11 protein-coding genes and 1 riboswitch are annotated in these 12243 nt (G+C 73.4%); of the genes, 2 read left to right on the top strand and 9 right to left on the bottom strand.

Going from position 1 to position 12243, the window contains the following annotated elements:
- Positions 1 to 39 precede the first annotated feature (39 nt).
- On the bottom strand, positions 40 to 441 hold the full coding sequence (locus ACQY0Z_RS23360; RefSeq protein ID WP_254587895.1) for a winged helix-turn-helix transcriptional regulator: 402 nt from the start codon (positions 439 to 441) through the stop codon (positions 40 to 42).
- A gap of 152 nt (positions 442 to 593) precedes the next feature.
- Here ACQY0Z_RS23360 and ACQY0Z_RS23355 point away from each other — a divergent pair, with 152 nt between their 5' ends.
- The gene (locus ACQY0Z_RS23355; protein ID WP_439812749.1) at positions 594 to 1322 is read left to right on the top strand and encodes an alpha/beta fold hydrolase; all 729 of its coding nucleotides are present in this window, start codon (positions 594 to 596) and stop codon (positions 1320 to 1322) included.
- Between the two features lie 44 nt (positions 1323 to 1366).
- Here the strand turns inward: ACQY0Z_RS23355 and ACQY0Z_RS23350 are convergent, their stop codons facing one another.
- Genes ACQY0Z_RS23350 through ACQY0Z_RS23335 form a run of 4 tightly spaced genes read right to left on the bottom strand, consistent with a single transcriptional unit; the run spans position 1367 to position 6778 of the window.
- Positions 1367 to 2017 (bottom strand): thymidine kinase, encoded by a 651-nt coding sequence (locus ACQY0Z_RS23350; RefSeq protein ID WP_189903870.1) that lies wholly within the window; start codon positions 2015 to 2017, stop codon positions 1367 to 1369.
- 46 nt (positions 2018 to 2063) lie between these two features.
- Positions 2064 to 3287 (bottom strand): alkaline phosphatase family protein, encoded by a 1224-nt coding sequence (locus ACQY0Z_RS23345; RefSeq protein WP_439812748.1) that lies wholly within the window; start codon positions 3285 to 3287, stop codon positions 2064 to 2066.
- Positions 3287 to 3871 (bottom strand): DUF5998 family protein, encoded by a 585-nt coding sequence (locus tag ACQY0Z_RS23340; RefSeq protein WP_189903866.1) that lies wholly within the window; start codon positions 3869 to 3871, stop codon positions 3287 to 3289. Before ACQY0Z_RS23340 ends, ACQY0Z_RS23345 begins: the two co-directional genes overlap by 1 nt.
- 51 nt (positions 3872 to 3922) lie before the next feature.
- Positions 3923 to 6778 (bottom strand): GNAT family N-acetyltransferase, encoded by a 2856-nt coding sequence (locus ACQY0Z_RS23335; RefSeq protein WP_439812747.1) that lies wholly within the window; start codon positions 6776 to 6778, stop codon positions 3923 to 3925.
- A gap of 176 nt (positions 6779 to 6954) precedes the next feature.
- On the opposite strand from ACQY0Z_RS23335, the gene ACQY0Z_RS23330 reads away from it, so the two are divergent.
- The gene (locus ACQY0Z_RS23330) at positions 6955 to 7236 is read left to right on the top strand and encodes an HPr family phosphocarrier protein (RefSeq protein ID WP_189903862.1); all 282 of its coding nucleotides are present in this window, start codon (positions 6955 to 6957) and stop codon (positions 7234 to 7236) included.
- Between the two features lie 136 nt (positions 7237 to 7372).
- Here ACQY0Z_RS23330 and ACQY0Z_RS23325 read toward each other — a convergent pair whose 3' ends face one another.
- The 4 genes from ACQY0Z_RS23325 to ACQY0Z_RS23310 form a co-directional block, all read right to left on the bottom strand.
- Entirely contained in the window at positions 7373 to 8077 is a 705-nt protein-coding gene (locus tag ACQY0Z_RS23325) for a GntR family transcriptional regulator (protein ID WP_254588493.1), read from the bottom strand.
- Between the two features lie 220 nt (positions 8078 to 8297).
- Positions 8298 to 9071 (bottom strand): M23 family metallopeptidase, encoded by a 774-nt coding sequence (locus ACQY0Z_RS23320; RefSeq protein ID WP_381725956.1) that lies wholly within the window; start codon positions 9069 to 9071, stop codon positions 8298 to 8300.
- 12 nt (positions 9072 to 9083) lie between these two features.
- Positions 9084 to 9249: riboswitch (cyclic di-AMP (ydaO/yuaA leader) on the bottom strand.
- A 201-nt stretch (positions 9250 to 9450) separates the two neighbouring features.
- Positions 9451 to 10839 carry a M16 family metallopeptidase gene (locus tag ACQY0Z_RS23315; protein WP_254588492.1) on the bottom strand — a complete coding sequence of 463 codons (1389 nt, stop codon included), beginning with the start codon at positions 10837 to 10839 and terminating at the stop codon, positions 9451 to 9453.
- Positions 10836 to 12218 carry an insulinase family protein gene (locus ACQY0Z_RS23310; RefSeq protein ID WP_189903899.1) on the bottom strand — a complete coding sequence of 461 codons (1383 nt, stop codon included), beginning with the start codon at positions 12216 to 12218 and terminating at the stop codon, positions 10836 to 10838. The genes ACQY0Z_RS23315 and ACQY0Z_RS23310 overlap by 4 nt, the downstream gene beginning before the upstream one ends.
- Between the last annotated feature and the right edge of the window lie 25 nt (positions 12219 to 12243).

Here is a 12243-nt window from a genome sequence, read left to right as displayed (position 1 = left end):
CGCGTCCTCGGCATGATCCGCCGGACAGGCCGGCCTACTCTAGGAGGGCGCCTGCTGGGGGCTCTCCGCACGGGAGTCGTAGGCGGCGCGCGCGGCGTGGATGCCGTCCAGGTTGCGGGTGGACCACTCCAGCAGGGGCGCCGTGGCCTCGCGCAGGGTCATGCCCATGGGCGTGAGCGCGTAACTGACGTGCGGCGGCATGACGTTGTGGACGGTGCGGGTGAGGATGCCGTCGCGTTCCAGGCTGCGCAGGGTGACGGTGAGCATGCGCTGGCTGATGCCGGTGGTGGCGCGCTTGAGTTCGGTGAAGCGGCGTGGTCCCTGGCTGAGGTTGCGGACGACGAGCAGGGACCACTTGTCGCCGACGATGCCGAGGACGTCGCCGGTACGGCACGGGTCCTGCCGATGCGGCATCGGTGGCGGGCCGTCGGCTGCGGTCATGGTTACCTCCAGGGAACCGGGTCACCGGAATGTGCCTTATTGCCCCAGGTCGGGCGGGTGCACCACGATGAACGGGCGGTTCCCGAAGCGTACCGAGGCACGAAAGGGAACTGCCTCCCTCTCCCATGCTCCCCTTCCCGGAAGGCTCCCCTGTGTCGACTTATCTACTTGTCCATGGCGCCTGGCACGACGGCCGGTGCTGGGACCGGACGGCCCCGCTGCTGGAGGCCGCCGGCCACCGCGTCCTCCGCCCGTCCCTGACCGGCTACGGCGACAAGGCGCACCTGCTGGGCCCCGAGGTGGGCCTGGACACCCATGTCGAGGACGTCGTCCGGCTGATCAAGGACGAGAACCTGACCGACGTGATCCTGGTCGGCCACAGCTACGCGGGGCTGGTGATCTCGGCGGCGGCGAACGAGGTCCCGGAGCTGGTCGCGCACCTGGTGTATCTGGACGCGATGGTGCCGGAGCACGGCGAGACCGCGGTCGACGCGCAGCCCGTCACCCAGCACCTCATCGAAGCCGCCGCGTCCACGGACACTCCGTGGCGCATCCCGCCGCTGCCGGAACTGCCTCCACCCTTCGGCCTGTTCGGCGTGACCGACCCTGCGGACCAGGAGTGGCTGCGCGGCATGCTGTCCGACCACCCGGTGCTGTGCCTCCAGCAGCCGGCGCGCCTGGACAACCCTGCGCTGCGCCAGGTCCCCCGCACCCACGTCCACTGCGTGGGCGCGACCCCGGAGGGCATCGTGCGGCGGCCGGTGCCGGAGGTCCAGCCCAACGGGACGCCCTCGCGGGTGCGGGAGCTGCCCACCGGCCACGACTGCATGATCACGATGCCGGTCGAGCTGAGCGAGCTGCTGCTCGACGTGGCCGGTTAGCCCGAGGCGGCCGGGACGTGCACCGTCCCGCTGTCCAGCCTCGCTCAGCCCGACGACACCGGCAGCACATCCGGCGCCAGCGCCGCCGCCCTCGCCGTCGCCGCCGTCATCCGGCGGCGGTGATGGCGCCGGCACAGCACCTCGTAGCCGATCTCGTCCGCGGAGCCGGTGACATCCCCGACGACGACCTGGGCGCCCTCGACGACCATCACGCCGCCGACGGTACGGGCGTTGTGTGTGGCGCGGGCGCCGCACCAGCACAGGGCCTCGACCTGGAGCACCTCGACGCGGTCGGCGAGTTCGACCAGACGCTGGGAACCGGGGAACAGCTTGGAGCGGAAGTCGGTGGTGATGCCGAAGGCGTACACGTCGAGGTCCAGGTCGTCCACCACGCGCGCGAGCTGGTCGATCTGCTCGGGGTCCAGGAACTGCGCCTCGTCGGCGATCACGTAGTCCGCCCGGCGGCCCTGCGAGAGATGGTCGACGAGGTGCGCGTACAGGTCGGCGCCGTCCTCCACCTCCACCGCGTCCGTGACCAGGCCCAGACGGGAGGAGAGCTTGCCCTCGCCGGCCCGGTCGTTACGGGTGAAGATCATGCCGACCAGGCCGCGTGCCGACCGGTTGTGCTCGATCTGCAGAGCGAGGGTCGACTTCCCGCAGTCCATCGTTCCGCAGAAGAACACCAGCTCGGACATCAGGGGTCGGCAACCTTTCGGCAGGGGGCAGGGACGGCGGAGCGCGTCAGGAGCGTACTTCGAGCAGGGGAACCAGCTGCTCGGCAGGGGTCATGGAACCGTGGTTGCCGACCATCGCCGACTCCCTGGGCTCCCGCTCGGAGGCGACGAGCAGGACGTCGTCCCGCGCGGCGGCGATCACGTCACCGAGCCGGTGGTACACCCGCTCGTCGATCTCCGGTCCGAACCAGCCGGCGGCGATCGCCTCGTCGCGGGAGGCGACCCAGAACTGCTCGCCGAGCACCTCGCGCCAGCACGCCAGCACGTCGCCCGCGGCGCCGGGCACCGCGTACACATGGCGCGCGCGGCCCTCGCCGCCGAGCAGGGCGACGCCGGCCTTCAGCTCCCAGTCCTCGTCGAAGTCGATGCGGTGCGTCTCGTCGAACGGGATGTCCACCATGCCGTGGTCGGCGGTGACGTACAGGGCGCTGCGCGGCGGGAGTTGCTCGGCGAGGCGCTGCACCAGGCGGTCCACGTACATGAGCTGGCCGCGCCAGGTGTCGGAGTCCACGCCGAAGCGGTGGCCGGCGCCGTCGACCTCGGCGTAGTACGTGTACACCAGGGCGCGGTCGGCCAAGGCCAGTTGCTCCGCGGCGGCGTCCATGCGGTCCTCGCCGGACAGCCGCCCCTGGAAGGTGCCGCCGCTCAGCGCGACCTTGGTCAGCGGGGTGTTGGCGAAGGTCGGGGAGGACACCTGCGCGGCGTGCACGCCCGCGCGGTGCGCCAGTTCGAACACCGTCGGGTACGGCTGCCAGGCGCCCGGCGGGGTCCAGGGCTGCCAGCGCAGCTGGTTCATCAGCGCGCCGGTGTCCGGGTCGCGCACGGTGTAGCCGGGCAGGCCGTGCGCGCCCGGGGGCAGGCCGGTGCCGACGGAGGCGAGGGAGGTCGCGGTGGTCGCCGGGTAGCCCGCGGTGATCGGACGTCCTGTGCCGCCGCGCGAGGCGGACAGCAGGGACGTCATGAACGGCGCCTCCTCCGGGTGGGCCTTGAGCTGCTCCCAGCCCAGGCCGTCGATGAGGAAGACGCAGTTGCGGTCGGCGGGGGTCAGCTCGCCGATGCCCGCGGTCATGCCGGGGACGCCGAGGCCGGCGGCGAGGGTGGGCAGCAGGTCGGCCAGGGAGCCGGTGCCGTAGTCCGGGACGGGCGCGGAGCCGACCGCGAGGGGCTCCGGGTGGGTGTCCCAGCCGGGCGCCAGGTGTCCTCGGCCGTACGCGGGCGGGCGGTGAGCCATCAGCGCAGGTCCGCGGTCGCCTCGGAGAGGGCCTGGGCGAAGGCGAGCGCCTGGCGCACGGTCTCCGGGCCGTCGCCGGCCTCGCTGACGCGCAGGCTCAGGTCGTCGGCCGTCGAGCTGCCCGTGTAGCCGTGGTCGGCCTCGCAGTCCGGGTCGCCGCACGCGGCCGGCTCCAGGTCGAGACGGGAGACCGCGCCCCAGCCGATGGTGAGGACGATCTCGCGCGGCAGCGTCCCGGGCGTGTACGACTCGGGGTTGGCGACCACGCGGCTGACCACGATCGACGAGATCCGGCCGAGCTTGACCGACTCGGTGGACGTGGTGGCGTAGGGGGTCGGGGACGTGCTGTCCGCGGCCTGCTCGTCGGTGTGGCTGACGATGAAGCGGTTGGCGGTGAGGACGAGCACGGTCACGTGCCGCCGCACCTCGTTCTGGTCGAACGTCGTCTCCTGGTGGACCAGGTACGACCGCACGGGCTCGCCGCCCACGGCGGCCTCCACCGCCTCGGCCACGAGGGCCGGGTAGTAGCCGCTGCGCTCGATCGCCGCCCGCAGCCCCTGGGACGTCGTACTGGTCTTGGCCATGTGGCCCATCCTACGGGTGGCCACCGACTGCGAGGCACCGCTCGCCCCGGGTCAGTACGCGGGGAGGGTCCGGGGCCCGTGGTCGTCACGGGCGGGCGGCGGCGCCAGGCGTACGGAGGCGCCGAGGACGCTGACGCCGTGCGGGGCGACGACGACCGGCTCCAGGGTGACCGCGACCACCTCGGGATGGTCGTGGACCAGGCGCGACACGCGCAGCATCAGCTCCTCGAGCGCGGGGGTGTCGACGGGCGCCGAGCCGCGCCAGCCGAACAGCAGCGGGGCCGTGCGGATCGAGCGGACCAGCGAGGTGGCGTCCCGGTCGGTCACCGGGATCAGGCGGTGCGCCATGTCGCCGAGCAGCTGGGAGGCGGCCCCGGCGAGCCCGAACGACAGCACGGCGCCGGCCGCCGGGTCGATGACCGCGCGGACCACGGTGTCCACCCCGCGCGGGGCCATCCGCTGCACCACGGGGCGCAGCTCCTCGGGGCCGCCGAACAGCTCGGTGAGTTCGGCGTACGCCCGGCGCAGCTGGTCTTCGTCGGCGAGATCGAGGCGGACGCCGCCGAGGTCGGCGCGGTGCCTGAGGTGCGGGGCGGTCGCCTTGAGGGCGACCGGGTAGCCGAGGGTGCGGGCGGCCTCGGCGGCGGCGTCGGGGGTGGGCGCCGGCAGGGCGCGGTGGACGTGGACGCCGTAGGCGGCGAGCAGTTCGCAGGTGGCCTCGGTGGTGAGGGTGAGGCCCTGGCCGCGGGCGAGCAGCCCGTCGATGAGGGCGGCGGCGCCCCGCTCGTCGATGTCCTCGTACTCGGGCACCTTGCCGGGGTCGGCCGCGTCCCGCCGCCACTGCCCGTACGCCACGGCCTGCGCGAGCGCCCGTACGGCACGCTCGGCGGCGGGGTAGGCGGGGATGGGGTGGGCGCCCTCGGGGGGTGGTGCGGGTGCGCCCTTGGCGTCCGCCCCCGTAGGGGGTTCCGCGCGCTCCCCCGGCCGTGTGCCGCCCGCCGTGGGGACCGGGCCGGAGGCGGCGCCCGGCTGGGGCGCCGTGCTCGTCGCGGCGGACAGGGCCTCGGCGAGGCCGCCCAGCTCGACGTGGACCACGAGGACCGGCTTGGTCGGCTGCTCGGCGGCGGCCGAGCGCAGCGCCTCCGCCAGCGCCGCGTCGCCGACCGAGCCCTCCCCCACCGAGGGGATGGCGGTGACGACGACGGCGTCGGAGGAGTCGTCGGCCAGGGCGCGGGAGAGCGCCGCGTGGAAGTCCGCCGCGGAGGCGGCGGTGGTGAGGTCCTGCGGCGGGTGCGGGCGCAGCCCTTCGGCGAGGCAGGCGTCGTAGGTGAGCAGGCCCAGGGACTCGGAGTTGCCGAGGATCGCCACCCGGGGTCCGGCGGGGAGGGGCTGGCGGGCGAGCAGCAGGCCGGCGTCGACCAGTTCGGTGATGGTGTCCACGCGGATCACCCCGGCCTGGCGCAGCAGCGCGGAGACCGTGGCGTGCGGCAGCTGGGTCGCGCGGACGGCGTGCCCGCGCGGTCCCGCGCCGTGGCGCGCGCCCTGCACCACGACCAGCGGCTTGGCGGCGGCGGTGCGGCGGGCGAGCCGGGTGAACTTGCGGGGGTTGCCGATGGACTCCAGGTACATCAGGGCCACGTCGGTGTCGGCGTCCTCGTACCAGTACTGCAGGACGTCGTTGCCGGAGACGTCGGCGCGGTTGCCGGAGGAGACGAACGTGGACAGGCCGGTGACGCCGGTGACGCCGCCGCCGCGGCGGTGCAGCCGGGACAGCAGCGCGACGCCGATGGCGCCGGACTGGGCGAACAGGCCGATGCGGCCGGCGCGGGGCATGTCGGGCGCGAGCGAGGCGTTCAGCCGGACCTCGGGCGAGGTGTTGATGACGCCGAAGGAGTTCGGTCCGATGATCCGCATGCCGTAGCTGCGGGCCTGCCGGACCAGGGCGCGCTGGCGCTCCCTGCCCTCGGGGCCGGACTCGGCGTAGCCGGCGGAGACCACGACGAGTCCCTGGACGTCGTGCTCGCCGCACTCGGCGACCACCTCGGGGACCCGTTCGGCGGGCACCGCGACGACCGCGAGGTCCACGGGCCCGTCGATGTCGCGCACGGAGCGGAAGGCGGGGACGCCGTCGAGCTCCTTCTCCCCCTCCGGCAGCGCACCGTTGACGGCGTAGAGGCGGCCGGTGAAGCCGGCGTCGCGGATGTTGCCGAGGATGCTGCGTCCGACGCCGCCGGGGGTGCGGCCGGTGCCGATGACGGCGACCGCGCCGGGGGCGAGGAGCCGCTGCACCGAGCGGGCCTCCGCGCGCTGCTCGCGCGCGTACTGCACGGCCAGGGAGCGGTCGGTGGGCTCGAGGTCGAACTCCAGCCGGACGACGCCGTCCTCGAAGCTGCGCTTCTGCGTGTACCCGGCGTCGGTGAACACCTTGATCATCTTGGTGTTGGCGGGCAGCACCTCGGCGGCGAACCGGCGGATGCCGCGCTCCCGGGCGACCGCGGCGATGTGCTCCAGGAGGGCGGAGGCGACGCCCCGGCCCTGATGGGCGTCCTGGACCAGGAAGGCGACCTCGGCCTCGTCGGCCTCCTCGCCGGTCGCGGGCCGCCCGCCCGCGCCGATGCGGTCGTAGCGCACGGTGCCGATGAAGTCGTCGCCGACGGTCGCCGCGAGCCCGACGCGGTCCACGAAGTCGTGGTGGGTGAAGCGGTGGACGTCCTTGGCGGACAGCCGGGGGTAGGGCGCGAAGAAGCGGTAGTACTTCGACTCGTCGGACACCTGCTCGTAGAAGCTGACCAGCCGCTCCGCGTCGTCCGCGGTGATGGGGCGGATGCGCGCGGTGCCGCCGTCGCGCAGCACCACGTCGGCCTCCCAGTGGGCGGGGTACTCGTGGCGGTCCGACGAGGTCTGCATGGGCCCCAGAGTACGGCTCGCGTCCGACAGCGGCGCGAGGCAGTCTGTGGTGGACGACCGCCGGGCCGAGGCCGCGGCCCGGCGGCTTCGAGGGCCGTCCCGGACGTCGCTCCGGGCACGCGTCACGATATGGAAGACTGGTCTAGACAACCCTGAACAGCGAAGGGCAGCAACACATGGCTGAGCGCCGCGTCAACGTCGGCTGGGCCGAGGGTCTCCACGCCCGCCCCGCCTCCATCTTCGTCCGAGCCGCCACGGCCGCAGGCGTCCCGGTGACGATCGCCAAGGCCGGGGGCACCCCCGTGAACGCGGCGTCGATGCTGGCCGTCCTGGGCCTGGGCGCCCAGGGCGGTGAGGAGATCGTCCTCGCCTCCGACGCCGACGGCGCGGACGCCGCCCTGGACCGTCTGGCGAAGCTGGTCGCCGAGGGTCTCGAGGAACTCCCCGAGACCGTCTGATTACGAATTCCGCACGCGACGGCCGTGCGACACGGAAAGGCCCGCCCGGACCACCGGGCGGGCCTTTCTCATTCCCATTTCCGGGCAGCAGAAAAAGCCCCCGCGATTTCCGCCCTCTTTGTATACGGGACTCGTGTTAATGGCGCAGGCTCGTCATGTTTACGGGATGTTGCGAGTTCCTCACACGGTCCGTGCGGACGGCGCGTTCGGCGCCGGAGCCGAACCGCAGCCGGTGTCCGGCGTTCGCCTGCTCGGTGTGCAGCGCCGTGAGGGTCCGCGCCCGCTCGCCGTCGCCGCGCGCCACGGCGTCCACGATCGCGCCGTGCTCCGCCCAGTACGCGACCGGGTCGGGCGGCCCGTCCACCGCGTACATCCAGGCGATCTTGTGCCCGAGCTGGATCAGCATCGACGTCAGCGCCGGGCTGCCGGAGGCCTGGGCGAGCGTCTCGTGGAACCAGCCGCCCAGCGAGCGCAGGTCGTCGCTGTTGCCCTGACGTGCGCGTTCCTGCCCCAGCCTGACCAGGCCGCGCAGCACCTTGAGATGCGCGTCGGTACGCCGCTGGGCCGCCCGGGAGGCCCCCATGGGCTCCAGGAGCTGGCGCATCTCCAGCAGGTCGGCGGCCTCCTGCTCGGTGGGCTCGGCCACGCACGCGCCCGCGTGCCGCCGGGTCACCACGAACCCCTCGGCCTCCAGCGTGCGCAGCGCCTCGCGGACGGGGACGCGGGAGACCCCGTAGCGGCGGGCGAGCAGTTCCTCGGTGAGCCGGCCCCCGCGCTCGTAGACACCGGCGACGATGTCGTCCCGGATCGCCGTGCACACCGAGTGCGCGGGAATACGCATGACCGACCTCCGGCTTAATCCCCGTGAAACGTCGACGATTGACGTCCGTTCGTGACTCTATTGCAACCGGAGACAATTTCCGACGGCGGACCGGAATCCATACATAATTTTTGGACAGGCGGCGCATGCGCGGACGGGCTCGAAAACGGCGAAAGCCCCGGCTCGTGGGAGCCGGGGCCTGAAGACGGGCCGGTACGCCCCGAGGGCGCGGTGGTACGCCTCAGATGTTCACGCCGTGCGACCGCAGGTAGGAGACCGGGTCGAGGTCGGAGCCGTAGTCGGCGGACATGCGCGCCTCGAAGTGCAGGTGGGCGCCGGTGACGTTGCCGGTGGCGCCGGACAGGCCGATCTGCTCGCCGGCGACGACCTCCTGGCCCACGGACACCGAGATCGACGACAGGTGCGCGTACTGGGTGTACGTGCCGTCGTGCATCTTGATGACGACCTGGTTGCCGTAGGCGCCGCCCCAGCCGGCCTCGACGACCGTGCCGACGCCGACGGAGTGGACGGGCGTGCCGCTCGCGGCGTGGAAGTCGATCCCGGTGTGGCTGCCGGACGACCAGATGGCGCCGCCGCTCTGGTACGCGGTCGACACGTAGGAGCCGGGGATCGGGGAGACGAAGGTGTTGAGGCGCTTGCGCTCCGCCTCACGCGCGGCGCGCTCCTTCTCGGCGCGGGCCTTCTCGGCCTCCTCGACGGCGCGCTCACGGGCCGCCTCCTCGGCGGCCTTGCGCGCGGCCTCCTGGGCCGCCACGCGGGCGGCCTCGTGCTGGGCGGCGGCCTGGGCGTCGATGCGGTCGGCGACCACGTCGCCGAGGGTGACGACAGGGGTGAGGCCGGTCTGGGCCGCGGCCGGTTCGGCGGCGAGCGCGGGGGCCGTGAAGGAGCCGACGACGCCGGTGCCCGCGAGGGCCGCGACGCCCGCGGCGCGGGCGGTGCCGCGCTGGACGCGGCCGGGACGACGGTGCTTCCCGGTGGCGCGGGTGAACGCCATGTACAAGCTGGTCCTTTCCTTCCCTCTCGCCTACCGGGTTAGCTGACGGGTTCGGAGCAGGAAGGTCTCCTACGGACACCCTCGCGACACGCGCGGGCGTCCGATTCACCCCAGGGACTGCACATGGGTCCCCGGCTCCCCTGGCTCGCGCCGTACGGGGACTCGGCGATGACTGTCCGGTGCCGCGGATGCGGCGCACTGCCCGACGAACAGCCCGCACGAAACTAAGCGGGACATCTCACAATCCCCAAACGATTCCCGGGTTTTGTAGCGCATCCCACAGGGCAGACAGGCAACCTCCGCCCCAATTGGGGCATAAGGGAGCCCCGGTGACGTACCCGTCACCGGGGCTCCCGCGCGCGTGCGTCCCGCTGCGGCTCTACTCGGCCGTGACGACGGTGACTTCGCCGATCCCGAGCGCCTCCACGGGCGCCTTGATCTGCGCCGCGTCGCCGACGAGCACGGTCACCAGGCGGTCCACCGGGAAGGCGTTCACGACGGCCGCCGTGGCCTCCACGGTGCCGGTCGCGGCCAACTGCCGGTACAGGTCGGCCTGGTAGTGGTCCGGCAGGTGCTGCTCGACCTGGTCCGCCAGGGTGCTCGCGACGGCCGCCGCCGTCTCGTACTTGAGCGGCGCCACGCCCACCAGGTTCTGCACGGCGACGTCCCGCTCCTCGTCCGTGAGGCCCTCGGCGGCCAGCGTGCGCAGCACGGTCCACAGGTCGTCCAGCGCCGGGCCGGTGTTGGGGGTGTCGACCGAGCCGCTGATGGCCAGCAGCGACGCGCCCGTGCCGTCGGGGGCCGAGCGCAGCACCTGGCCGAACGCCCGTACGCCGTAGGTGTATCCCTTCTCCTCGCGCAGGACGCGGTCCAGGCGCGAGGTGAGGGTGCCGCCGAGGCAGTACGTGCCGAGCACCTGCGCGGGCCACACGCGGTCGTGCCGGTCCGGGCCCGTACGGCCGATCAGCAGCTGCGTCTGCACGGCTCCGGGGCGGTCCACGATGACCACGCGGCCGGTGTCGTCCGCGACCACCGGCGGGACGGGCCGCGGCTGCGCCTGGGAGCCGGTCCAGGCGCCCAGGGTGTCGGCGAGCAGCGCGTCCAGGTCGACGCCGGTGAGGTCGCCGACCACCACGGCGGTCGCCGTGGCCGGCCGGACGTGCTTCTCGTAGAAGCCGCGCACGGCCGCGGAGTCGATGCGCTCGACGGTCTCCTCGGTGCCCTGGCGCGGGCGCGACATGCGCGCACTCGCCGGGAACAGCTCCTTGGAGAGCTCCTTCGCGGCGCGGCGGGACGGGTTCGCCAGCTCGTGCGGGATCTCGTCGAGGCGGTTGCGGACCAGCCGCTCGATCTCGCTGTCGGCGAAGGCGGGCGCGCGCAGGGCGTCGGCGACGAGGCCGAGTCCCTTGGCGAGCCGCGAGGCCGGCACCTCGAGGCTGAGGCGGACGCCGGGGTGGTCGGCGTGCGCGTCGAGGGTGGCGCCGGAGCGCTCCAGCTCGGCGGCGAACTCCTCGGCGGAGTGCTTGTCGGTTCCCTCGGAGAAGGCGCGCGCCATGATCGTGGCGACGCCGTCCAGGCCCTCCGGCTCGGCGTCCAGGGGCGCGTCGAGGATCACCTCGACGGCGACGACCTGCTGGCCGGGGCGGTGGCAGCGCAGCACGGTCAGGCCGTTGTCGAGGGAGCCGCGTTCGGGGGCCGGGAAGGCCCAGGGCTTGGCCTCGCCCGCCTGCGGCCGGGGGTGGAACTCCATCGTGGCGAGCTCGGTCACTTCGCCGCCTCCTCGTTCTCGTCGGCGCCGGCTGCGGCGGCTTCCTCGGTCTCGTCGGCGGCGTCACCGGCCGCCGGGGCGACGGGCTCGTAGACGAGCACCGCGCGGTTGTCGGGCCGCAGGCGCGCCTTGGCGACCTCCTGGACCTCCTCGGCCGTCACCTCCAGGACCCGGCTCACGGCGGTCAGGGCGAGCTGCGGGTCGCCGAACAGCACGGCGTAGCGGCACAGTTCGTCGGCGCGGCCGGCGACCGTGCCGAGCCGGTCGAGCCACTCGCGCTCCAGCTGGGCCTGGGCACGCTCCATCTCCTCGGCGGTGGGGCCCTCCTCGGCGAACCGGGCGAGCTCCTCGTCGATGGCCGCCTCGATCACCGGCACCTCGACATCGCCGGACGTCTTCACGTCCAGCCAGCCCAGGGACGGCGCCCCGGCCAGCCGCAGCAGGCCGAACCCGGCCGCGACGGCCGTACGGTCGCGCCGCACCAGGCGGTTGTAGATCCGCGAGGACTCGCCGCCGCCGAGGACGGTGAGCGCCAGGTCGGCCGCGTCGCACGCGCGCGTGCCGTCCTCCGGGAGCCGGTAGGCGGCCATCAGCGCCCGCGCCGGGACCTCCTCCTCGACGACCTCGCGCAGCTCCTCGCCGATCACGTCGGGCAGCGAGCCGTCGCGCGGGGCGGGCTTGCCGTCGTGCGACGGGATGGAGCCGAAGTACTTCTCGATCCAGGCGAGCGTCTGCTCGGGGTCGATGTCGCCGACCACGGACAGCACCGCGTTGTTCGGCGCGTAGTACGTGCGGAAGAACTGGCGGGCGTCCTCCAGGGTCGCCGCGTCCAGGTCCGCCATCGACCCGATCGGGGTGTGGTGGTAGGGGTGGCCCTCCGGGTAGGCGAGGGCGGTCAGCTTCTCGAAGGCGGTGCCGTAGGGGACGTTGTCGTAGCGCTGACGGCGCTCGTTCTTCACGACGTCCCGCTGGTTCTCCATGGACTCCTCGTCCAGGGCGGCCAGCAGGGAGCCCATGCGGTCGGCCTCCAGCCAGAGGGCGAGCTCCAACTGGTGGGCGGGCATGGTCTCGAAGTAGTTGGTCCGCTCGAAGCTGGTGGTGCCGTTGAGCGAGCCGCCGGCGCCCTGCACCAGTTCGAAGTGGCCGTTGCCCTTCACCTGGGCCGACCCCTGGAACATCAGGTGCTCGAAAAGGTGAGCCAGGCCGGTACGGCCCTTGACCTCGTGCCGTGAGCCCACGTCGTACCAGAGGCACACCGCCGCGACCGGGGTCAGGTGGTCCTCGGAGAGCACCACGCGCAGGCCGTTGGCCAGGCGGTGTTCGGTCGCTGTCAGGCCTCCGGAGCCTGCCTGGGCTGTGGCCGTGTGACCCATGGGCATGTACGTCCCTTCGATCGCGGAGGCG

It is taken from the genome of Streptomyces sp. P9-2 (assembly GCF_051903975.1).
GTDB classification, from domain to species: Bacteria; Actinomycetota; Actinomycetes; order Streptomycetales; family Streptomycetaceae; genus Streptomyces; species Streptomyces cellulosae.
The sequence above is the reverse complement of the archived record's forward strand: the minus strand, read 5'-3'. Positions and strand labels throughout refer to the sequence as shown.

Coding starts and splice junctions, on each gene's coding strand:
- ACQY0Z_RS23335 (WP_439812747.1), bottom strand. CDS start 6,778: ATGCAGACCTCGTCGGACCGCCACGAGTACCCCGCCCACTGGGAGGCC.
- ACQY0Z_RS23350 (WP_189903870.1), bottom strand. CDS start 2,017: ATGTCCGAGCTGGTGTTCTTCTGCGGAACGATGGACTGCGGGAAGTCG.
- ACQY0Z_RS23330 (WP_189903862.1), top strand. CDS start 6,955: ATGGCTGAGCGCCGCGTCAACGTCGGCTGGGCCGAGGGTCTCCACGCC.
- ACQY0Z_RS23360 (WP_254587895.1), bottom strand. CDS start 441: ATGACCGCAGCCGACGGCCCGCCACCGATGCCGCATCGGCAGGACCCG.
- ACQY0Z_RS23320 (WP_381725956.1), bottom strand. CDS start 9,071: ATGGCGTTCACCCGCGCCACCGGGAAGCACCGTCGTCCCGGCCGCGTC.
- ACQY0Z_RS23310 (WP_189903899.1), bottom strand. CDS start 12,218: ATGCCCATGGGTCACACGGCCACAGCCCAGGCAGGCTCCGGAGGCCTG.
- ACQY0Z_RS23325 (WP_254588493.1), bottom strand. CDS start 8,077: ATGCGTATTCCCGCGCACTCGGTGTGCACGGCGATCCGGGACGACATC.
- ACQY0Z_RS23345 (WP_439812748.1), bottom strand. CDS start 3,287: ATGGCTCACCGCCCGCCCGCGTACGGCCGAGGACACCTGGCGCCCGGC.
- ACQY0Z_RS23340 (WP_189903866.1), bottom strand. CDS start 3,871: ATGGCCAAGACCAGTACGACGTCCCAGGGGCTGCGGGCGGCGATCGAG.